The organism is Olsenella sp. DNF00959, from assembly GCF_001553055.1.
Taxonomy (GTDB): Bacteria; Actinomycetota; Coriobacteriia; order Coriobacteriales; family Atopobiaceae; genus Olsenella_I; species Olsenella_I phocaeensis.
Genome location: NZ_KQ960123.1, coordinates 359504 through 378894, shown reverse-complemented (window position 1 = coordinate 378894; position 19391 = coordinate 359504). Strand labels below are relative to the sequence as shown.

Sequence of the window (19391 nt, the reverse complement as noted above, 5' to 3'; positions counted from 1 at the left end):
GGGACCGCGCCCGGCGTCGAGCGGACACGGCGGAACCTACTGATGGTATTGTACGCCCAAGGGTTTTGGACGTCCGAACGGGGGGCTGCCTCATGCTTGGCTTTGGTCTGCGGAGGCGGAACGGCAAGGAGAAGGGTCCCCTGCCCGAGGGGACGAGACGGCTGGGCCTGGTGTTTCGCGGAGAGGTCCAGGGCGTCGGCTTCCGCTGGACCTCCCAGCACGTGGCCGGCGAGTCGGGCTGCACGGGCTGGGTCAGGAACGAGGACGACGGCAGCGTGAGCATGGAGCTCCAGGGGACGGACGACGCCATATCTGAGTTCTTTGGGCGCTTCTCGAACGCATACGCCCGCTACCCAATCGACTATCGCATCGACTCGAAGGTCGAGCTCGAGCCCGTGCCCGGAGAGGTCGGCTTCCGCGTGCGCTACTAGCTGGAGACGGCGCGCCGCAAGGCGGGCGGTCGCGTTCGAGCGTGCGAGCTGCAACATCCTGCACGCTGCCGCACACGTTTGCGTGTTCGCTGCAGCACCACACACGCCGTTGCACACGCCCCCAGACGCCTAGCACGCCATCGCGCACAGTCGCAGCACCACGCACGCAGTTGCGCACATTCGCCGCATCGCGCACGCCGTTGCGCACATTCGCCGCATCGCGCACGCCGTTGCGCACATTCAGCCTGACGTTTCCGCAGTTGGCAGATACCGCCAATGTGCGTAACAGCGTGCTGGATAATTTGCTTGTGCGCAACGGCGTGCTCAGCAGGACTGCAGGGGAATCCTCTCGCCCGTCTCGAAGGGCTAGGCGAGAAGGCCCAACAACGCATACGCCAACATGCCCACTGCGGCACAGAGGACCAGGGACTTCGTCCTACGCGCCACGATTGCGACGATGACGGCGGCGACCAGCCCGGACGCCGCTGCCAGCGGGTCGCGCGCGATGGCCGAGGGGTCGAGGAGGTCGTTTGCCACCAAACCGGCGAAGGCGGCGGCCGGTATGAGCCCGAGCGCCTCCCCGACACGGGGCGAGAGGCTCCTTCCCCTCAGGAGCAGCGGAGGCAACGTCCTGAAGGAGAGGATGGCAGCAAAGGTGACAGCCCAAGTGAGGGCGATCTGAGAGGCGCTCATGACCGGATACCCCCACTCCGGCCCCAGACCTGCCAGACAAGCCCGCAGACAACGCCACCGGCGGCGCCGAGGAGCACGGCTGCGCCCTGGAGGCCAGCGAGCTTGCAGACGAGGACGAGGAGTGCCGAGACAAGGACCGCGACGTAGGTGGACCCGTCACGCAGCTGCCCCAGGAGCAGGCACACGAAGATCGAGGTCATGCCAAATGACATGAGCACGGTGGGTAGGCTCACCATGCCACCTACGAGCACGCCTGCGGCATTGGCAAGCGCCCACGCGGACATGCAGAGGAGGTTGAGGAGAAGGCCGTCGCGAACGTCCCAGCCGGCATCTCCCGCAAAGCGGTCGAGGTTGACGCCGAAGGACTCGTCCGTGACAGTCGCCGCAAGCGCAAACGCGTCAAGGCGCGAACCCTTGCCCAGGTAGGGGGCAAGTCCCGCCGAGTAGAGAAGCTGTCGCGAGCTCACCAGCACGATGCTCGCAATGGTCGTGGGAAGCGGCATCCCAGCAAGGACCATCTGGGGCAGCATGAACTGGCCTGCGCCGGTATAGAAGGTGGACGAGAAGGCGAGGGCGAGGAGGGGACCGAAGCCAATCTGCGTCTCGAGCACGCCGCAAGGGATCCCAATGACCAGGTAGGCGAGAACGACGGGCAGCGCATGGGGAAACACGTGCGCAAGCCGTCGACCCACGGTGCCATTGCCCCCCTCTTTTGAAGCCATTGCGCCCCCTTGCGCATCACCGACAAACCGCTCCCGCGGGCAAAGGCTAGCACCCTTGAGAAGCGCGCCTTGGCAAGGTCACAGTCGGGAAACCATTCAGTCACGTCGCCTTAACGCACCCCGCGCGATTTGGCATGCGGGAGGCGCGCGAAGGTGTACGCGCTTGCATGGGACACCGCAAGGAACAGATACCCACCCGACAGGAAAGCCCGCCTACCTTCACGCAGGTAGACGGGCCTTTTTTATGGTGGCGGGGAAGGGAATCGAACCCCTGACACGGGGATTTTCAGTCACTTCGTCGCACAAACCCGTTGGAATAGACGAACAAAACAGCAGTTGTTTTGGGTACCTATGGAACGTAGAAACCACGGATACTATAATTTGTGGTGGCGGATGTGGTGGCGCGTGTGGTGGCGTCCCCCAATGGTCAGGGGTTCGGAGGCAGAGGGTGGAGAGCACCGATTTCTTTCAGCAGTCGTACGTCAGGCGGCGCACAACCATGGCCTTGAAGCCATGGGAGGGCATCCTGAAGCACAAGGTCCCAAACCCCGCCTTTGTGGACAAGCCAGAGGGCGAGGACACGCGCAGGCCCGAGCAGAGACGGCGCGAGGTGTGGAGGCAGAGAACGCGCGTGTTCGACCCCGAGACGGTGCGCACCAAGACTCAGGCCATACAGGCCCTCGCCGCATGGAAGGCGGAGGAAGAGCGGGACGCGCGAGCCGTGGACGCGCTCATGCCGGTCGCCGAGTACGTGGCGCGCTACATCGACTCACGGGAGGCCGCAGGCGAGCTGGAGGCTTCCACCGTCTGCGACTACCGCAAGAGCGCCAGGAGGCTCGACAGGGCCTTCTCGAAGCTCCCCATGCGCAACCTAGACCGCAAGGGCGTGAGGGCGTGGAAGGATGGGCTTGTCTCTGACGGCCTCGCACCATCGACCGTGACGAAGGCGCTCAGGCTCCTACGCATGGTCTGCGAGCAGGCCGTCATGGACGGCGACCTACCGGACAACCCGTGCCGGGGCGTCAGGGCGCCCAGCCTCGGCAGCGGGAAGCGCGCAAGGAACGCGCTCAGCGACGCGAGCATGGACCGCCTCATGGAGACGCTTGCCGAGGCGGGAAGCTCAGCCTTCACCACGGCGGTGCAGCTCGCCGTGAGGACGGGGATGCGACAGGGCGAGATATGCGCGCTCAGGTGGCGCGACGTCGACCTCACGGGAGGCCGCATCCACGTGACCCACGCCATAGGCCAGGACGGCGGGCGGTTCTACGTGAAGGCCCCCAAGAACGAGGGCAGCACCCGCTCAATCGCGATACCCCCGGACCTCGGGGGGGTGCTGTCGGCCCGCAGGGAGGCCGTGGAGGCCGCGCTTGCGGCTGGCGGGATGAGGCGCGGGCAGAGGGGCTACGAGGCCGCATTCGGCGCGCTGTTCGTCGTGGGGGGCATCGACGGGTCGTTCTACACGCCCACCATCCTCTCCCGCGAGTGGAAGGCGCTGGCCGTCGCCCTGGGCATCGTGGACACCGAGGGCAGGAGGGCCACGTTCCACGACCTCAGGCACACGTTCGCCACCGTCGCCATAGCGGCAGGCGAGGACGTGGCGGGCGTCGCGGGGAACCTCGGGCACTCCCAGATAAGCACGACGCTCAACATGTACACGACCTCCAAGGAGAGGAGCAAGGCGTCTGCGATGGGGGCCGTTGAGAGGGCGCTCAGGGGGCACGCCCCCGCAGACGTGGTGCCGCTCAGGCGCGACGGAACGCAGGGGTAGGCTCCCCGCCTCCCTGGGTCGTGGGCGGCGCGGGAGACGGCGGGCTTCTCACATGAACAATCAGGGCAACGCGACCAAAGCAGGAGGTCAGACCGTGGGCAGGCATGGCACAGATGTCAACGACCCAAGGGGCAACAGGCCCAAAGAGAATCTTGATATGCTGCTCGCCAAACGTGGGCATGGCTCCAGGAAGGAGCTGAGCGATGCCCTTGGCATTGACAGGAGAACGCTTGCCAGATGGATAAGTGGCGACCAGTTCATGCCGAACGACAAGCTAATCGAGGCGGCGTGCTTCCTCGGGGTCGGAATCCCATTCATGCTTGACCTCACGTTTGAGCGCGGCGCTCGCCGCACCATAGATACGTCAGCCGACGTTAGACAAATGAGTGGCTTCGCCATAACAAGGGACGAGATACGGAAAGCCATCAAGGACATTTCCAACCCACGGCTAGTCGTAAGAGAAGCAGACATATGGACTGGCGGAGATGACTCTCTCGATATGACGGAGGGGTATGCGTTTCTACGGTTCCCGATGAGATATGTCCGAACCACCTCCAAAGAGCGCGGGGACGGAATCGAATACGTGCGGCGAGCCTCCTCGCCAAAGCTAGAGTGGGCGGGCATGACAGTAGATGACTTCTTTGATTGCCTTCCAGAGCAATTCGCCCTGCTGGATGACGATGACGCGCGGGTACACGAGGCGATACCCTCGGCGGTGGGCTGCTACGAACGCCTTATTACGGACGTCCAGGAGGAAATAGACGAATACGCGAAGTCGTTGCGAAGGGACCTAGATACCCTCAGGGGCGACTATCGCGCCCTGCCTCCCATAATCAGCGCCGCCAGCGATTTCTTTCTCGAGCGTGCGAATAGCACGGCGCTCGAAGCTGCCGTGGAAACGGCGGCGGGTAGTGCGCTCGGGCTACTCAGCCTTTAGTAGAGACGGAAACAAATTCTCAGATTTTTTCTAGGCAAGAAATGGGGCGAATTCAATGTATGACGCCCCACCCAATCCTCCAGCCGAAAGCCTTATAGGCCGAAATGGGCCAATTTGGGCCAGCTTTGCATGAAAGTAATATGAGGCGTTAAGAATACCTATTCGCCTCACTAAGACCGTGTTTCCGCAGGTAGACATAGGTATCCTCATTCCGTAAGCTGTGCTCAGTCCCCTGGGAACTGCAAAACAAGGGGTTGAGAGAAAGCAGGTTACGGATGGCAAAGACAGGTACGAGACCGATGATTAGCCCGAACGAGGCAGCGAGGCTCATAGGCTGCACCCCAAAGCACGTGCGGCAGCTGTGCATGCGCGGCGAACTGGAGGGCGTGAGGCTCGGAAAGTGCTGGCACGTCAACCGCCAGGCGCTCATGGAGAGGCTCGGCCTCTCGCAGGCGGAGGCGATTGCCAATGAGTAGCGAGAAGAAGGCCCCCGAGGCGGCGGCAACCACCACGGAGGCCAAGTGCGAGGGGCTCGTAGGCACCTCCTCGCCGATGATAGACGAACGAGCCGCGCGCCGCATGCGCGAGGCCAGAGCCTGGACTGCCACGAACGCGGATGCGTGGGCCTGGTCCCTCAGCCGTGGCCGTGCGTGCGCGGCCGAGGGGCGGAAGTTCGGCATGCAGGAGCTGTCCGAGTACATCCGCAGGCACGACTTCACGGACGCCCACGGCAGGCGAACCACCATAGACAACTCCATCGTTCCCGCCCTGGCACGCCTGCTCGTTGCGGAGGCCCCCGAGTGCCGCCCGTACATCGAGATGCGCACGAAGGCATACGACGATCTGAGGCCGGACGTTGCTGGCGTCTGAGCGCGTCATGGCGGCCCTCCTGTCCGACTCCATGCGACCTGATTCCCTCACCGATGGGGAGAGGGCCGAGGTGGTCTCCAGCCTTAAGGCCCAGCCTTACAACGGCCCCTTCTCCCCCGTCGATGTCGGCACGTGGCTCGGATGCGGCATGGAGGAGGCAGAGGGCGTCTGGGGCATGGCCGAGGCCCACGGAAGCCCCTATAACGTAATCGAGATGGCGAAGGCGCGCGGGTACGCGGAGCCTCCCCTCCTGTCCGGCCCATCCTCCGTCACTCCCCCGAAGGTGGACGCGTCCCCGTTCGTGAGCCTCTATGACGTGACCGGGGAGGGACTGCTAGACCCCGACCCCGAAATCATCGAGGGCGTTCTCAGGGAGCGCCAGGTGATGCTCATAGCGGCCCCACCCAAAGGGGGAAAGACGTGGCTGGCCGTCGCCCTCATGTGGGCGCTTGCCACGGGCGGGGAGTGGCTTGGGGCGAGGTGCGCCAGGACGCGGGTGGTCTACTGCAACATGGAGGTTTCCCCGGCATCGTTCGCCAACCGGTGCGAGGCCGTGCGGGGCGAGATGGGCATACCGCACGACGCCGCACGCATGGTGGACGTGCTGAGCGGCAGGGGCGCGGGCTACGATGCCAACAGACTCGTGGAGGCCGTCTTGGTCCACCTGGGCGGCACGCCCGCGTGCGTGGTCGTGGACTGCCTCTATGCCATCGAGACGGGCAACGAGAACGACGCCGAGGCAATACGCGCCCTGTTCGCCGAACTCAACAGGCTCACCAGGGCGGGCTGCTCAGTGGTGGGCGTCCACCACTTCCCCAAGGGAAGCTCGGGCATGAAGGCGTCCGTCGACCGCATGGCCGGGAGTTCGGTGTTCGCCCGTGCCCCCGACGCCCTTCTCTCCCTGGACCCGCTGGACGTGGACCCGAGGGGCGAGGCGGGGGCCGAGCTGGCTGAACAGGGATACTCTGCCTACCGCCTCTCGTTCGACCTCAGGGACTTCAGGCCCCGCCGCCCCATCGACCTCATATTCACCGGCACGCGATTCGTTCGGGACGTGGGTGGGCTTCTTGGCGGCGCATACATCAAGGGCAGTCCGCAGGCCAACGGCGCCCACAGCGGGAGGGCGAACGCGGAGCGTGCCGAGGCCGACTGGAAGCGCAAGGCGGCGCTTGTGGGCGAGGCCGTGAGCGCGGCGGCGCTCGAGGGAGTCAACCCGACGATGGAGTACGTCCGCGACTACTACAACTCCCACAGGGGGGACTACGGGCTGGCGAGGGTGTCCGTTGGCACTATCGCCAACTGGACGAAGCCTAGCAATGACGTGATTCCGTTCGTAAAGGGGGGTGGCATTGTCGTTGCCGTGGATGACGTGGGACGTACCGATGTTGCCGCCGAGGCGGACGAACGAACGCCAACCGTATAGGGGGGTCCGCGTTCGTTCGTTCGTTCGTTCGTTCGTGCCGCGCCAAGTACCCTGCGGGCTGGGGAGCCAAGACCCCAGCCCGTTCCGTACGAACGAACGACTGGCACTGTAAGCGGTGGGCGTTCGTTCGTACGGTCACGCGCGAACGGGACGGAACGCAGGTCAGTACCCCGTTCAGCGCGGTAGGCGGGGTGCTCACTGAGCGGGGGGATGAGTGACCCGAGAGGGGAAGGAGCCTCTATAGGGGGCTGTTTACCGTCTTCCCCCCCTCCCCCTACGGCGTGGCGTTCCACCGTAGGCAGGGAGAGAAGCTAGCCATTCTCTTTATAGGCTCCTTCTCGGTTTCTCGGGTCAGCCGGTCCGCAGCAGCGAGAAGGCCACGAGGCGCAAGATAGAACAGAGAGATGAGGAATCGAACATGGAAGATGACAAGAGGCTCGTTCTCTGGACGGCAGAGGATGACGCTGCCATGGCGGCATGGATGGTGGGCGAGCAGGTGAGCGACGTGCTAGACGGTCTGGCCTGCGATGTTGCGGGCGCGCTGGTAAGCGACAGGAGGCTGGAGCTTCTGCGAGGCGCGGCGCGGCTCGGCTACGAGCAGGGGCTCAGCGAGGCGGCTGGCGCTCTCAGGCAGGTCGCCGAGGCGCTGGAGCACGACCCGCTCGGCCTCACGCTGAGAGGAGTAGCCGTTGCGGCGTCCACGTTCGGTCTCGTACCGCACGTGACGTTCGAGAGGGAATGACGGCTGAGCACGCCGCCCGTGGGGGTGGGGGGTCTTTCCCTGGTGACCCCGGCCCTGGCCCTGCATTAGGGCCTTTCTCCCCCCGGGGCATTTTCAAAAACAGAAGGACCCAATCCACACGGAGGTAAGGAAGATGAAGGACGATATGGACCTAGAACAAGGAATTGCTTGCCCGCGCGACTTCGCTTCGCCACCCAAGGAGCGCAGCGGCACGGGCGGGCACAGATTTTGCCAAGCCATGCAGGCAAGCATTGATGCGGCTGTGGCGTCAGGGAGACTCGACGAGGACGCCCAGGCGGCACCCATACGCGGGGCATTGGCACTGGCGTCGGAAATGGACCGCGCGCGGCATGTTGACGGAGCACAGCTGAAGCTCCTGCTCGACTTCTCCAAGGCGCTCAGGCTCCTGCCCGGCGCGAGGCGATAGGCCCCGGGGCGGCCCCGGAGTCCCGCCACGGCGCCGGGCCGTCCCACGCGTCCAGGTCGCGGCAGGCGCGGGCGAGGAGGTTCTGCGCCTGCCGCACGGAGTACGAGACGCCCCGGGCGACCTCGCCCCACGCCAGGGCCTCGCAGCACCTCAGGCGCACGACCTCGGCGGCGGCGGGGCCGCAGGAGGAGGCCACGCGCGCGAGCGCGGGCCACAGGGCGTCCCAGGCTTCCTCGCAGGCGGCCAGGCGGGCCGTCATGGCGTCCCTGGCCCTCAGGAGGTGCGCCGGGGCCTCCCCGCTCCTCTCCGCCACCATCGCGTTCACCTGGGCGAGCGTGCGCCGCGACCTGGCGTAGTCGGCGGACATGGCGCGCACCCGCCCCAGGCCGTCCCTGGCGGAGCGCGGGCGTGGCTGGCTTCCCGGCTGGCAATCGTACGTCATGGCTTCCTCCCCGTTCCACGCAATGCCTGCCTGCCACCCAGCATAAGCATCTCAAACGGCCCTCTCGCCTGGGCCGTGAGCGGGGCGTGCCCCCCGGGGGTAACGCCCCCTTTTCGCCGCATGGCGTAGACCGGCGTCCCTTCCACGGATTCCGACCGAGGCCCCAAATTTAAAAATCCCGACTTTTTCGCGGGGAGGACCACCGGCCCAGCCCACCACCAAAAACCCGAGCGCCCCCCGAGATTGGAACGGAACCGATATATATAAGAACGTTCCGTTCCTTTCCGTTCCACTGGAAGTGGTGCGTGCACCTGTAGTAGGTGGGCACTGGCGTTTGCCCACCCCTACTAGGCGCACGGGTGAGAATCGGTTCCGTCCCGTGATGCGAACCGCACCCGTTCCGTCCACGCGCACCCCCCGTTCCAATGCCGTGTGTTTTGGTGGCGGGCTTTATTGCGTGGCCCTGCCGCCCACCCGCTCCACGAAAACAGCGCATGCCAGTACCGCGATGGAGGGCAGTCCGCATCCACACGGCAATCAGACTCGCGTTGCTGCTGCGCATCCGCTGCGCATTTGCTGCGCATTGGGATAAATCGAGCCATACGAAAACCCCGCATCCGCGTTTCCGCAGGTACGGGGCTTGATTTTGGTGGGCGTTACAAGATTTGAACTTGTGACCTCTTCCGTGTCAGGGAAGCGCTCTCCCCCTGAGCTAAACGCCCGAATATGTCTGCCGCGCATGGGGGGGGTTCGCGCAGCGCGTTAGCTACTATAGAGGAACTCCCCCCAGCATGCAACAGATATTTTCTCTCCATACCTACTCGCTCGAAGTGGCTGGCGGAGCGCTTGGCGCTGATGCGGCGATGGCGGCGCGTGCGTCTCTGCCGCGACAACGTCGAACGCGTGCGTTTTTGCCGCGACTACGTCCGACGCGTCTTTTCTCCATCGCTCAACTGGGCAAACGTGACGCGTAAAAACGCGTTCGACGTACTCGCTAGTGGTGGTGACGCGTTGGACGTTGTCGATATGCAGCCTATTGCTGGCTGCCAGAAAGCATCCAATTGGAAGAATCGCTATCTCAGCAGTCCACGGATTTGGTCCGCGAAGGAGGGCAGGTCCCTATAGACTATCTCCGTGACTATGGTCCAATCGGTGCCGCCGTAGTCATGTACCAAGCGATGTCTCGTGCCCGCGACCTTGGACCACGGGATTTCTGGGTGCGAGGCCCGCAGTTCTTTGGAGACGTGCGAGACGAACTCGCCCACGTTATACAGCGGCGTTGTGATTGCCCACTGAACAAAGCGATCGGATATCAGGATCTCGCGTGTGATGTCGCGCTCGACGAGCGTACTTGCGAGCTCATCGGCGAACTCAAGTGCTCGCTCGAGGTTCCGGCGGTCGGAGTCGTTCATGCCACACGCACCTCGTCATGCTTGATCGAACTATAGAAGTCGGAGGTCGGGTCGAGTTCGCTTGCCTCGTAGACGTCAACTCGCTTCCCAGAGGCCTCAAAGAGCTCCTCGGCAATGGAGAAGATGTCCGTACGATCAAAATCGGGACCGCCATAGATGATGAGGTCAATGTCCGAGTCTTGCGTCGCTTCCCCACGTGCGTATGAGCCGAATAGGGCGGCGCCGCTCGCATGATATCGCCTTAGGATTGGCCTGATGATCTGGGTGATCTCATCTCTTGAAAGTGGCTCGGACATGACGCCTCCTCTCCGCTGTGAACCATCTTGATTGTACTTGCCTAAATGGCAGGACGGCATTCTTTCGGTGACTTGTCAGATGGCTGGCATGGTGGACGGCTGTCGGCTGGCATTGGGAGTTTCCGGCCACTCGCCCCGTCATCCGCTCCGTACCAAGTCAGCATTATTTTCTCTTCTGCTGACCTCATTCGCATTTGCCCAGCTCACGGAAAGGTTAGTCAGCAAAAATTCAAATTCTGCTGACTTACCAAGATGACATGATCGGCCATCATGCCTGCGACAGCGTCCAACGCGTCATTATCGCTCGCGAGCACGTCGAACGCGTCTTTAGGCGTCACGTTTGCCCAGTTGAGCGATGGAGAAAAGACGCGTCGGACGTAGTCGCGGCAAAAACGCACGCGTTCGACGTTGTCGCGGGCGAGAAGCGCGCGCTGGACGTTCTCGCGACAAATTCGCACGTGTTGGACGTAGTCGTGGCAGTACCGCACGCATTGGACGTCGTCGCAGGCGAGATATGCGCGCCGAGCGTAGTCGCGCGGTCGACACGCACGCGTTGGACGTTGTCGCAGCAAAGACGCGCGCGCCTGACGCCGTCGCGGCCGCCGCGCGCCCCTCTCCCCTACATCTCGTCGCAGTAGCTGACGAAGTCCAGGTTCTGGATCGAGTTGAGGAACGGCTCCTTCTGGCCCAGCTCGAAGAGGTGGATGGACATCGTCGCCGCCATGCCCCTCTCGCCCGACTCCCCGCGCGTCAGGGTGAAGTCGCTGTAGGTGCAATCCCACGAGTGCAGCATCTTGAGCATCTTCTTCGCACCGCTGCGATCCTCGAACTCGACGTAGATGTCGAAGTTCTTCGACTTGCTGCGCACCCGCGCGTCGATGCGCGACAGCACCGCGAAGGTGAACAGGACGAAGACCAGCGCGATCAGCGTGCCCTCCACGAACCCGATGCCCGCTGCCAGGCCAATGCAGGCGCAGGCCCAGAGCCCCGCTGCCGTGGTGAGGCCGCGCACCTCGTTGAGGCCGGTGACCATGATCGTGCCCACGCCCAGGAAGCCCACGCCACTGATGACCTGCGCGCCGATGCGGTTCATGTCCGCGCGTGCGTCGGGGAAGGTGACCAGCACGTACTGGGCCACGAGCATGGACATCGCCGAGCCCAGGCACACCAGCACGTGGGTCTTGATGCCCGCGCCCTTGTTCTTGTACTCTCGCTCGAGGCCGATGACCACGCCTACCAATGTCGCGAGCGCCATGCGCAAGAACACCGCCTCGGCGCTCCAACCTGCGGTCACGTCTGCCAGATGGGTGAAGTAAGCTCCCAGCACCCGATTCCTCCTCCTAATCAAAGTTCAAACGATGCAAAAGGCGCGTCGCACCAGCCGGCGCGACGTTGCGGTCCGTGCGTGTTCGCAACTATATCCCAGCGCGCGTACGCTCCCCGATGCACGACGCCAGATGGCGCAATCGGGGAGGTAAGGGCCACGACCAACGCGAACGGGGCGGGAGCCATGACCGCGACGGGACATGACGGCCGAGAGACGCGCGCGTACGCCGCCCCCTCCTAAGCCCAGCCCGGCACGCCCTCCGGACCGCGGACGACCACGCCGCCCCCCAGGCACTCCAGCCCGTCGTACACGACGGCGCTCTGTCCGGGCGCGACCGTGCGCCGCGGCTCGTCGAACTCGACCGTGGCCCAAGGAAGCCCGTGCACCACGTCGGGCTCGCGGGGCGTGACCAGAGCCTCGACCAGCTCGCCCGTGTGGCGGGTACGCAACAGGTAGCGGCCAGCTTGAGGCGGGAGTCCCGCAATCCAGCGCACGTCAGAGAGCTCCAGGCCCCGGCACCAGAGCCCGGGGCAGTCCAGGCTTGCGCTGACGTAGACGACGTTCCTCTCCACGTCCGTGGACACCACGTAGCGGGCAGGCCCCCCGCCCAGGTCGAGCCCACGACGTTGCCCCACAGTGAAGAGGAAAGCCCCGTCATGGCGGCCCAGGACCCGGCCCGTCTCCCATTCCACGACGTCTCCCGCGCGGCGTTCCAGCGTGTCCAGGAGGAAGCTGCGGATGCCCACCTCGCCCACGAAGCAGATGCCGTCGGAGTCCGGCTTGGCCTCCACGCCCAGGCCCCGCTCGGCGCAGGCGGCACGTACCTCCGCCTTGCTGGCATAGCCGCCTATGGGGAAGAGCGTGTGCGCGAGAACCTCACCGGGGACGCGCCAGAGGAAGTAGGTCTGGTCCTTGTACTCGTCCGCGGCGCGGAAGAGGCGCGCGGGTGCGACGAGGCCGGACGCGGCGCCAAGGCCGTCCATGCCCGCCTGCCCGGACGCCGGGACGCCCGCCTGCGGCATCGCCGCCACGACCCCGGACGGCGCGCCCCCCTCGCCCAGCTGCGAGCCCACGCGCGCGTAGTGGCCCGTGGCCACGTAGTCCGCGCCCTCCGCCAGCGCGCGCTGGGCAAAGGTCCCAAACTTCACGGTCTGGTTGCACATGACGTCGGGGTTAGGCGTGAGGCCGCAAGCGTAGGCGTCAACGAGATAGTCGACCACCGTGCGCCGGTACTCCTCCTCGCAGTCCCAGACCTCGAGGCCGATGCCCAGCGTCACCGCGACACGCTCGGCGTCCGCCAGGTCGTCCGCCCAGCGGCAGCGGAACCCCGGCAGGTCGCGCGACCAGTTGCGCATGTACACCGCACGCACGTCGAAGCCCTGCTCCACGAGGAGCGCGGCCGCCAGCGCGGAGTCAACGCCCCCGCTCATGCCCAGGCACACCGTCTTCGCCATCAGCCCCTGCCTCCCCGCCATCGTCCGCCCGCGGCCCCCAGCGCCGCCGCGCGCTCCGACATCGCAGCGTCATCCAGGCCGAGGCGCACCATCTCGGACCGCACGCAGCGCACGATGGCCCGCGTGCCGTACGCGACCTCCTCGGGCGTGCTGGGCCGGCCCAGCGTGAGCCTCAGGCTCCCCTGAGAGAGGGTCGGCGGCATCCCCAGCGCCTCGAGCACGTGGGACGCCCGCATCTTGCTCGCCGCGCAGGCCGAGCCCGTGCCCACGCTGACGCCCTCGCGCTCGAGCAGCACGACCAGGCGTTGGGCCTCGAGTCCGGGAAGCGAGAGGTGCAGCAGCCCGGGCAGGCGCAGCCTCTCTTGCCTGGGACCGCTCACCACGCACCAGGGCAGCTCGCGGCGCAGCTCGGCCTCCATGTCTTGTCGCAAGCCGCGCAGGCGCGCCGCCTCCTCCCGGCGCAGGGCCTCCGCGAGCTCCAACGCCCGCGCGAAGCCTACGATGCCGGCGACGTTCTCCGTCCCGGAGCGCACGCCGCGCTCCTGCCCGCCCCCCAACACCAGCGGGCGCAGGCGCACGCGGTCGGAGCACCAGAGCAGGCCCACCTGCTTGGGGCCATAGATCTTCGCCGCCGACACGGTGACCATGTCCGCCTCGAGGGACGAGACGTTCACGGCCAGCTGACCCGTCGCCTGGGAGGCGTCCACGTGCAGCAGGAGCTGGCGCGGCTCCCCCGCCTCGAGCCTGCGCCGGCGCTCCGCCGCGACCAGCCGTGCAAGCTCGCGCACAGGCTGGACGCAGCCCACCTCGCCGTTTGTCAGCTCGAGGCTCACGAGCTCGGTCTGGGACGTGATGGCGGCGGCCATGGCATGGGCGTCCACGCGCCCGTCCGCGGCGACCCCCACCAGCGTGTGCGGCCGTCCCTCGGCGACGCGCAGGACGCTCTGGTGCTCGATGGCATCGGTGACCACGTGTCCGTCCGTCGCGGCAAAGGCCAGGTTGTTGGCCTCGGTGGCCCCTGAGGTCAGGGTGATCCCGTCGGCACGGGCGCCTAGCACCAGCGCCAGGCGACGGCGGGCGTCCTCGACGTCGGCACGCACGCGACGCGCGGCGGCGTAGGGCGACGAGGGGTTGTGGAAGCGCTCCGTAAGGTAAGGCAGCATCGCCTCGAGGACGCGCGGGTCGAGGGGCGTGGCGGCCGCGTAGTCCAAGTAGGCCTCGCAAGGGGCGACGTCAACCCCCGTGCCGCGCGTCGTGGGAGGCACGGGCGAGCGCTCCTCTCCCATGTTCCCACCAGCCGAGGCTGTCACAGCTCCCTCCCCACCACGAGGTTCTGGAAGCGGTTCGACATGAACTCGTCGGTGTAGTGGACGTCCACCCAGGCCTCGAAGGCGTTGAGGGGCGGGATGCCGGCGTCCCTCTCGGCCCTCCTCTGGAAGCACGCCACGGTCATGAGGATGTCCAACGCCAGGTAGGCGGCGAGGAGCACCACGAAGACGACCTGCCGTCGCGTCGTGGGGCTGCCGATGCGGTACAGGGCCTCGGGCATGATGAGCTTGGCCCACACCAGCCCGAGGAGCCCCCAGGCGACAAGGAAGCGCCAGGCGACCCACTGGGTGATGTGGTCGGGCAGGTGGGCGTAGGTCCAGGACTCTGCGCTGAACAGGGTCTGCATGCCCCAGCCGGTCAGCTGCTCGAGCGCACCTCCCAGGGCCAGGGAGGCGAGGAAGACCTGCCAGTCGCGCGCGCCCCTCTCCCGCAGGCCAAAGCTCACGAGGGTGAGCAGCACGGCGCCGAAGCCGTACAAAGGCGAGAACGGTCCCCATACCAGCCCCACGCGGCTCTGGGTGAGCCCGGCCGTGATGAGCATCCAGAGCTCCTCGAGGACGAGGCCTGCCATGGAGCCGATCACGAAGATGATGACCACCTGGTACCAGCCCACGTGCAGGTCGGCCAGGAAGAGCTCGCGGTCCATGAGCTGGGCGGCGATGACCTCTGCCTGCTGGGCTCGCGTGAGTCGCTCGACGCCAGCTGCCGCGTTCTCGGCCTCTATGTCGGCCCGAACGGCGTCCTGGTTGATGCGGCGCATGTCCACGGCGCCATCCAGCCGTCGGCCTCGGCCGAGCCACAGGAGGAACCACCTGACGAGGCGGGCGATGCCGCGCACGACCAGGAGGATGACGAGCAGGAGGAGGATGTTGAGAAGCATGCGGCTCCGTCTTCTGGGATGGACGTGGGTCGGGTTGGGACGGCGGCGAGTGGGAGTAGGTCCGGCGGATCGGGAGCGACCAGTCGGCCCGGGGGCCGGTTGCCTGGCGCCCTGACCGTCCATCGAGCATAGCGCAGCGAGGCGGCTTGGTCTGCTTCAAAAGTTTTTATCCACGTCTAGCTGCGCGTTTAAGGCTGAGGGGAAGTTTTTCGAAATTCGGGCTTGCATAGCCCGTTGCCGTCACGTATATTATTCCTCGCGTTCGCGGGCTTGGCGCAGTTGGTAGCGCGCCACCTTGCCAAGGTGGAGGTCGCGGGTTCGAACCCCGTAGCCCGCTCCATGCGAACATCGGGCCGGTTTCGATCGGCCTTTTTCATACGGCGAGATGGCCAAGTGGTAAGGCAGAGGCCTGCAAAGCCTTTATCCCCGGTTCGAATCCGGGTCTCGCCTCCAACGAACGCAAGAGGGCGGCTGCTTCGGCGGTCGCCCTCTTCTTTGGGCTGGCACGCTCCCTTTGGGCTGGCACCCCCCGAGCCCGGGCGTTCTTTTCTCGCCTTCTTTGGCGGCAGATGCGACGTCGGACACGAAAAAGAACATGCTGCGGCACGCGCGAGGTGGGCGGCGGCGCGGTCGGCGCAGGTAGCGCGAGCGGCGCGGACGATCCGCGCGGGTAGCGCGAGCGGCGCGGGTGGCGCGGCGACGCTTGCGCCTGGACGCCGCCCGGTTGCGTGTTCCAAACTCACGTCAAAGTGAGAGAAGCGGCAAATGCACGGCAGTAAAGAACGCTTTTGGGCCATTCACGGCCGTAGTTGTTCTCTTCTCGCCTTCCATGACGGCACGTGCGATATCGGACAGAGTAAAGAACACGCCACGGCCCGTTTGCCTGGGCAGCACGCGGCGACGTGTTCCACACTCGCCTCAAAGTAAGAGATGCCTCGGAAACGGCGCAGTAAAGAACATCGCAGCACCCGAGCGCGTCGCGACGGTCGTGCGCACTGCGACGGTCGTGCGCGTCGAGACGGCCGCGCCCGCAACGGAACCCGAGCGCGTCGCAGCGGCCGGCGCCCATCGCGCACCCGCAGCGGAACCCCGCCTCGCAACCCACGCCCGCACCCGCGGGTCGCCCCTATCCCAGCAGCTTCACAATGCGCACCACGGTCCCGCGCCCGGAGGGCTTTCGCGCGATGGTCACCGCGTCCGCCAGGAGGCGCATCAGCCGGATCCCCCGGCCCCTCTCGCCCGAATCAGAGACCTCGGGAAGCTCGCTCCCGGGCTCCAGCTCGTAGCCGCAGCCGCAGTCGGTCACCTCGATGACGGCACGGTCCGGGTAGCGGGCCACCGTCACCAGGGCGCAGTGGCCGTCTGTGTGGTCGACCGCGTTGCCCATGGCCTCCCCCACCGCCAGAGCGAGGTCGAAGGAGGCATCGGCCGCAAGCCCCAGGCGCGCGAGCATCTTTTCCACGCGGCGGCGCGACCCCGCGAGGTCCGTCGGGTCGATGGAGAGCGTCGAGCGCCACTCGGGCAGCACGCCGGGGTCGAGCTCCTGCACCCGTGGCCGCTCGCCGCAGCCCGAGACGGGCGCGAAGTCCACCAGGCGCGCGATGCGCAGGGAGCGCAGGACGCGGTCGCTGGCGTTGGTGATGGAAACGAGGCCCCCCGCGCACCTCATGCGCCGAACCGCGCGGAAGATCAGCGCCATGCCCGCGGAGTCCACGAAGCTCATGCCCGCGAGGTTGAGCACGATGCGCCGGCAGCCGCCGTCGATGAGGGCGTCCAGCGTGCGCCGCACCTCGTCGACCGAGCTCACGTCGAGGTCGTGGTCCACGGGCACGAGGGCTATGTTGGGATGCTCTTCCATGTGGCTCTTTTGCCCAAAATGCGCAGGCGCAAACGCGGGCAGGCAAGGGAATCCCCCGCCCTTCGCCGTACGGGCAAGGGAACCCCACCTCCGCCGAGAGAGGCGCGCCGAGCCCTACGCATCCTCCCTGCGAACCCCGTCGAAGCGCAGCGACACCATGGCGACGTCGTCATCCAGGTGGCGCTCGGTGAACGCGTCCAGCCGGGCGAGGAGGCGGTCCAGGACGCCCTCGAACCCCCGGGGGAACTCGCTCATCACCGCGTCGCGCAGCCCGTCCTCTCCGAAGAAGGAGCCGTCCAGCGCACGCGCCTCGGTGGTGCCGTCGGTGTAGAGCAGGAGCATGTCGCCCGGCTCCAGCCGGACGGTGCCGTTGCGATAGCGCATCTCGTGGAAGGCGCCCACCACGCCGGACTGCACGTCCAGGGTCTCCACCTGGCTCGTGGCGGACCGCACGAGGATCGCGGGAGGGTGGCCCGCGGAACAGTACGTGAGCGTCCCCGCCGCAAGGTCCGTGACGCCCACGAAGAGCGTGGCGAAGGTCTCGAGCCGCGAGAAGCCCAGCAGGAAGTCGTTGAGCAGCCTCACCATGCGCGCGGGGGGGAGGCCCTGCCACGAGTAGGCCCCGAGGGCCGTCCTCACCGCCGCCGAGACCGAGGCGGCCTCGACCCCCTTGCCGCTCACGTCGCCCATGATCACGCAGGAGCGCTGGTCGGGCAGGCGGATGAGGTCGTAGAAGTCCCCGCCTATGACAGCAGTGGCGGTGGCGGACGAGTAGATGCCCTGCGCGGTGATGCCCGGCACCCGCTGGAGCTCGTTTCTCATGCCCGTCTGCAGCGCCTGCGAGATGCGGCGGTCCTGGCGGCGCTCCTCCTCCCCGCGCGAGATGTCGCCCAGCCCCTGGGCCACGGTGCGCAGGAAGGCGATCTCGACGTCGTCCAGGGGCTCGCCGTCGGCGGGACGCGAGAGCAGCACGACCCGACGCTCGCCCCAGAGCGTCCCCAGGTCCACCAGCGCACCGAGGGGGGACATCCCCTGCTCCTGCAGCCATTCCTGGAGGCTCGGCGCGAGGCGGAGCGGGAGGACGACCGCCTGGTCTGCGGCGTGCTTGCCCAAAAGGGCGTCGAGGTCCGGGTCGATCCGCCTGGGCTCCCCTCCCGGTAGCTCGAGCGAGAACCCCGTGCCTCCGTCCCCGGGGGGCACGAGCGGCAGCACGGCCACCCCCAGGCTCCTGCAGACGCGCTCCGTGGCCTCGTTGGTGGCGGCGCGGGCGTCGTCCGCGGCGAGGACGTGGTCGTGCAGCTGTATGCCCAGCTCGCGAAGCTCCTCCTCCTTGTGCGTGCGCAATGCCGAGAACGCGCCCACGAGCTGCACCGAGAGGTACTGCGTCACGGCGTCCAGGAGCTCCCCGTCCTCGCGCCTCGTGACGTGCGCCTGCTGCCAGCCCACCTCGATGAGGGCAATGACGTGCCCGCCGAACCACACGGGAACGCAGATGAGGCTCGAGAAGGGCGGCAGGTGGCTCGCGCGCACGCGATAGACCTCGCGGGTCTCCTCGTTGACGAGCTCGCGCTGGGTGAGCCTGCCACGCCGGAGCTCCTCCCTGCCGGGAGCCAGCACGCGCAGGCGCAGCGCCTCGCGGGCGCGGACGCTCAGGGCCTCGAGGGTGCTGCCCGCCGGCAGGAAGCGCGGCACGCGCACGCCCCCCAGGCTGGAGCTCACGCCTCGCAGGTGGTACCCGTCGGGCTCGGCCACGTAGAAGACCGTGCCGGAAGCCTCCATGGTGCTGGTGACCTCCTCGAGCACGCGGTCGAAGAGGGTCGTGACGTCGCCCGAGCCCAGGGTCTCGAGCACGATGCGCAGCGTGCCGGAGAGTCTCTTGTTCGCGCGCGACAGCTCCCCCACCAGGCGCTCGTGCTCGCCCCTAGCGGCCTGCGCCGAATCGGCCTGGCGCGCCACGAGGAGGTAGGTGTCCCCGGCGGAGGGGAGGCGCATGCAGCGAATCGCCAGGTCGGCGGAGTAGCCATCGGGACGCAGGCACAGCACCGACCCCGCGCTCCCGTCCTCCAGGGCGAAGGGCAGGTCCGTGGGCGAGAAGGGCGTCCTGGGCGCCGCCCCCACCGCCGGCGGGAAAAGGGAGCGGACGTCCTGCCCCACGAGCCCGTCGGGCGCGTGCGAGAGGAGCCTCTCTGCCCGCTCGTTGGCGAGGAGGACCCTGCCCAGACCGTCGAAGGCGAGGACGGCGTCGCTCGTGAGCGAGAGGAGGGCGGCCAGCGCCCCGTTGACGCTGCCCTGGCCGATGCCGTCCACGCGACGCACCAACTCGCCTCTCGCCATCTTCCGCCCCCAAAGTCACGCGCCTCGCTCGGCGCCAACCAAAGCC

Annotated in this window: 19 protein-coding genes and 3 tRNA genes; 10 read left to right on the top strand and 12 right to left on the bottom strand. The window is 66.8% G+C overall.

Features of this window, described 5'->3' with window-relative positions:
- Positions 1 to 92 precede the first annotated feature (92 nt).
- Positions 93 to 431, top strand: coding sequence for an acylphosphatase (locus HMPREF1868_RS01645; protein ID WP_062529798.1), 339 nt, complete (start codon positions 93 to 95; stop codon positions 429 to 431).
- A gap of 366 nt (positions 432 to 797) precedes the next feature.
- Here the strand turns inward: HMPREF1868_RS01645 and HMPREF1868_RS01640 are convergent, their stop codons facing one another.
- A complete protein-coding gene (locus HMPREF1868_RS01640; RefSeq protein ID WP_062529796.1) occupies positions 798 to 1124 on the bottom strand; it encodes an AzlD domain-containing protein in 327 nt (108 codons plus the stop codon).
- Positions 1121 to 1846 (bottom strand): AzlC family ABC transporter permease, encoded by a 726-nt coding sequence (locus HMPREF1868_RS01635; RefSeq protein ID WP_082719467.1) that lies wholly within the window; start codon positions 1844 to 1846, stop codon positions 1121 to 1123. The genes HMPREF1868_RS01640 and HMPREF1868_RS01635 overlap by 4 nt, the downstream gene beginning before the upstream one ends.
- 499 nt (positions 1847 to 2345) lie before the next feature.
- On the opposite strand from HMPREF1868_RS01635, the gene HMPREF1868_RS01630 reads away from it, so the two are divergent.
- From HMPREF1868_RS01630 to HMPREF1868_RS01605, 7 genes are all read left to right on the top strand, one after another.
- Complete coding sequence (locus HMPREF1868_RS01630; RefSeq protein WP_197414914.1) at positions 2346 to 3614, top strand: tyrosine-type recombinase/integrase; 1269 nt, start codon at positions 2346 to 2348, stop codon at positions 3612 to 3614.
- A gap of 94 nt (positions 3615 to 3708) precedes the next feature.
- Positions 3709 to 4551, top strand: a complete 843-nt coding sequence (locus tag HMPREF1868_RS01625) for a helix-turn-helix domain-containing protein (RefSeq protein ID WP_156439373.1) — start codon at positions 3709 to 3711, stop codon at positions 4549 to 4551.
- Positions 4552 to 4850: 299 nt separating this feature from the next.
- Positions 4851 to 5027 carry a helix-turn-helix domain-containing protein gene (locus HMPREF1868_RS09670; protein WP_197414912.1) on the top strand — a complete coding sequence of 59 codons (177 nt, stop codon included), beginning with the start codon at positions 4851 to 4853 and terminating at the stop codon, positions 5025 to 5027.
- Positions 5020 to 5421, top strand: coding sequence for a hypothetical protein (locus HMPREF1868_RS01620; RefSeq protein ID WP_062529791.1), 402 nt, complete (start codon positions 5020 to 5022; stop codon positions 5419 to 5421). The genes HMPREF1868_RS09670 and HMPREF1868_RS01620 overlap by 8 nt, the downstream gene beginning before the upstream one ends.
- 7 nt (positions 5422 to 5428) lie before the next feature.
- Positions 5429 to 6844, top strand: a complete 1416-nt coding sequence (locus HMPREF1868_RS01615) for an AAA family ATPase (RefSeq protein ID WP_156439371.1) — start codon at positions 5429 to 5431, stop codon at positions 6842 to 6844.
- A gap of 418 nt (positions 6845 to 7262) precedes the next feature.
- A complete protein-coding gene (locus HMPREF1868_RS01610; RefSeq protein WP_062529787.1) occupies positions 7263 to 7586 on the top strand; it encodes a hypothetical protein in 324 nt (107 codons plus the stop codon).
- A 133-nt stretch (positions 7587 to 7719) separates the two neighbouring features.
- Complete coding sequence (locus HMPREF1868_RS01605) at positions 7720 to 8013, top strand: hypothetical protein (RefSeq protein ID WP_062529785.1); 294 nt, start codon at positions 7720 to 7722, stop codon at positions 8011 to 8013.
- On the opposite strand, the gene HMPREF1868_RS01600 is transcribed toward HMPREF1868_RS01605, so the two are convergent.
- The 8 genes from HMPREF1868_RS01600 to HMPREF1868_RS01565 all read right to left on the bottom strand — a co-directional run bounded on the left by HMPREF1868_RS01600 (position 7985) and on the right by HMPREF1868_RS01565 (position 15153).
- Entirely contained in the window at positions 7985 to 8455 is a 471-nt protein-coding gene (locus HMPREF1868_RS01600; protein ID WP_062529783.1) for a hypothetical protein, read from the bottom strand. The genes HMPREF1868_RS01605 and HMPREF1868_RS01600 overlap by 29 nt on opposite strands.
- A 647-nt stretch (positions 8456 to 9102) precedes the next feature.
- A tRNA-Val gene (locus tag HMPREF1868_RS01595) sits at positions 9103 to 9177 on the bottom strand.
- Between the two features lie 351 nt (positions 9178 to 9528).
- The gene (locus HMPREF1868_RS01590) at positions 9529 to 9867 is read right to left on the bottom strand and encodes a HepT-like ribonuclease domain-containing protein (RefSeq protein WP_009277811.1); all 339 of its coding nucleotides are present in this window, start codon (positions 9865 to 9867) and stop codon (positions 9529 to 9531) included.
- Positions 9864 to 10163 carry a nucleotidyltransferase family protein gene (locus HMPREF1868_RS01585; protein WP_062529781.1) on the bottom strand — a complete coding sequence of 100 codons (300 nt, stop codon included), beginning with the start codon at positions 10161 to 10163 and terminating at the stop codon, positions 9864 to 9866. Before HMPREF1868_RS01585 ends, HMPREF1868_RS01590 begins: the two co-directional genes overlap by 4 nt.
- A 619-nt stretch (positions 10164 to 10782) precedes the next feature.
- Complete coding sequence (locus HMPREF1868_RS01580; RefSeq protein WP_009277813.1) at positions 10783 to 11490, bottom strand: MgtC/SapB family protein; 708 nt, start codon at positions 11488 to 11490, stop codon at positions 10783 to 10785.
- Positions 11491 to 11726: 236 nt separating this feature from the next.
- Positions 11727 to 12944 carry an MnmA/TRMU family protein gene (locus HMPREF1868_RS01575; RefSeq protein WP_062529779.1) on the bottom strand — a complete coding sequence of 406 codons (1218 nt, stop codon included), beginning with the start codon at positions 12942 to 12944 and terminating at the stop codon, positions 11727 to 11729.
- Positions 12944 to 14254: a cysteine desulfurase family protein gene (locus HMPREF1868_RS01570; RefSeq protein WP_082719465.1), complete on the bottom strand. Its 1311-nt coding sequence runs from the start codon at positions 14252 to 14254 to the stop codon at positions 12944 to 12946. The genes HMPREF1868_RS01575 and HMPREF1868_RS01570 overlap by 1 nt, the downstream gene beginning before the upstream one ends.
- The gene (locus tag HMPREF1868_RS01565; protein WP_009277816.1) at positions 14251 to 15153 is read right to left on the bottom strand and encodes a putative ABC transporter permease; all 903 of its coding nucleotides are present in this window, start codon (positions 15151 to 15153) and stop codon (positions 14251 to 14253) included. The genes HMPREF1868_RS01570 and HMPREF1868_RS01565 overlap by 4 nt, the downstream gene beginning before the upstream one ends.
- 264 nt (positions 15154 to 15417) lie before the next feature.
- Between HMPREF1868_RS01565 and HMPREF1868_RS01560 the strand changes: the two genes are divergently transcribed.
- Together HMPREF1868_RS01560 and HMPREF1868_RS01555 are read left to right on the top strand one after the other, a co-directional pair.
- Positions 15418 to 15493: transfer RNA gene (locus HMPREF1868_RS01560), tRNA-Gly, on the top strand.
- A gap of 39 nt (positions 15494 to 15532) precedes the next feature.
- Positions 15533 to 15606: transfer RNA gene (locus HMPREF1868_RS01555), tRNA-Cys, on the top strand.
- Between the two features lie 673 nt (positions 15607 to 16279).
- Here HMPREF1868_RS01555 and HMPREF1868_RS01550 read toward each other — a convergent pair.
- Both HMPREF1868_RS01550 and HMPREF1868_RS01545 read right to left on the bottom strand, forming a co-directional pair.
- Positions 16280 to 17011 carry an anti-sigma factor antagonist gene (locus HMPREF1868_RS01550; RefSeq protein WP_062529777.1) on the bottom strand — a complete coding sequence of 244 codons (732 nt, stop codon included), beginning with the start codon at positions 17009 to 17011 and terminating at the stop codon, positions 16280 to 16282.
- A 114-nt stretch (positions 17012 to 17125) separates the two neighbouring features.
- Positions 17126 to 19345, bottom strand: a complete 2220-nt coding sequence (locus HMPREF1868_RS01545; RefSeq protein ID WP_062529775.1) for a SpoIIE family protein phosphatase — start codon at positions 19343 to 19345, stop codon at positions 17126 to 17128.
- Positions 19346 to 19391 lie beyond the last annotated feature (46 nt).

Excerpts from the sequence above, each read along its gene's own strand:
- HMPREF1868_RS01645 (WP_062529798.1), top strand. The coding sequence starts at position 93 with ATGCTTGGCTTTGGTCTGCGGAGGCGGAACGGCAAGGAGAAGGGTCCC.
- HMPREF1868_RS01640 (WP_062529796.1), bottom strand. The coding sequence starts at position 1,124 with ATGAGCGCCTCTCAGATCGCCCTCACTTGGGCTGTCACCTTTGCTGCC.
- HMPREF1868_RS01635 (WP_082719467.1), bottom strand. The coding sequence starts at position 1,846 with ATGGCTTCAAAAGAGGGGGGCAATGGCACCGTGGGTCGACGGCTTGCG.
- HMPREF1868_RS01630 (WP_197414914.1), top strand. The coding sequence starts at position 2,346 with ATGGCCTTGAAGCCATGGGAGGGCATCCTGAAGCACAAGGTCCCAAAC.
- HMPREF1868_RS09670 (WP_197414912.1), top strand. The coding sequence starts at position 4,851 with ATGATTAGCCCGAACGAGGCAGCGAGGCTCATAGGCTGCACCCCAAAG.
- HMPREF1868_RS01620 (WP_062529791.1), top strand. The coding sequence starts at position 5,020 with ATGAGTAGCGAGAAGAAGGCCCCCGAGGCGGCGGCAACCACCACGGAG.
- HMPREF1868_RS01615 (WP_156439371.1), top strand. The coding sequence starts at position 5,429 with ATGGCGGCCCTCCTGTCCGACTCCATGCGACCTGATTCCCTCACCGAT.
- HMPREF1868_RS01610 (WP_062529787.1), top strand. The coding sequence starts at position 7,263 with ATGGAAGATGACAAGAGGCTCGTTCTCTGGACGGCAGAGGATGACGCT.
- HMPREF1868_RS01605 (WP_062529785.1), top strand. The coding sequence starts at position 7,720 with ATGAAGGACGATATGGACCTAGAACAAGGAATTGCTTGCCCGCGCGAC.
- HMPREF1868_RS01600 (WP_062529783.1), bottom strand. The coding sequence starts at position 8,455 with ATGACGTACGATTGCCAGCCGGGAAGCCAGCCACGCCCGCGCTCCGCC.
- HMPREF1868_RS01590 (WP_009277811.1), bottom strand. The coding sequence starts at position 9,867 with ATGAACGACTCCGACCGCCGGAACCTCGAGCGAGCACTTGAGTTCGCC.
- HMPREF1868_RS01585 (WP_062529781.1), bottom strand. The coding sequence starts at position 10,163 with ATGTCCGAGCCACTTTCAAGAGATGAGATCACCCAGATCATCAGGCCA.
- HMPREF1868_RS01575 (WP_062529779.1), bottom strand. The coding sequence starts at position 12,944 with ATGGCGAAGACGGTGTGCCTGGGCATGAGCGGGGGCGTTGACTCCGCG.
- HMPREF1868_RS01565 (WP_009277816.1), bottom strand. The coding sequence starts at position 15,153 with ATGCTTCTCAACATCCTCCTCCTGCTCGTCATCCTCCTGGTCGTGCGC.
- HMPREF1868_RS01550 (WP_062529777.1), bottom strand. The coding sequence starts at position 17,011 with ATGGAAGAGCATCCCAACATAGCCCTCGTGCCCGTGGACCACGACCTC.
- HMPREF1868_RS01545 (WP_062529775.1), bottom strand. The coding sequence starts at position 19,345 with ATGGCGAGAGGCGAGTTGGTGCGTCGCGTGGACGGCATCGGCCAGGGC.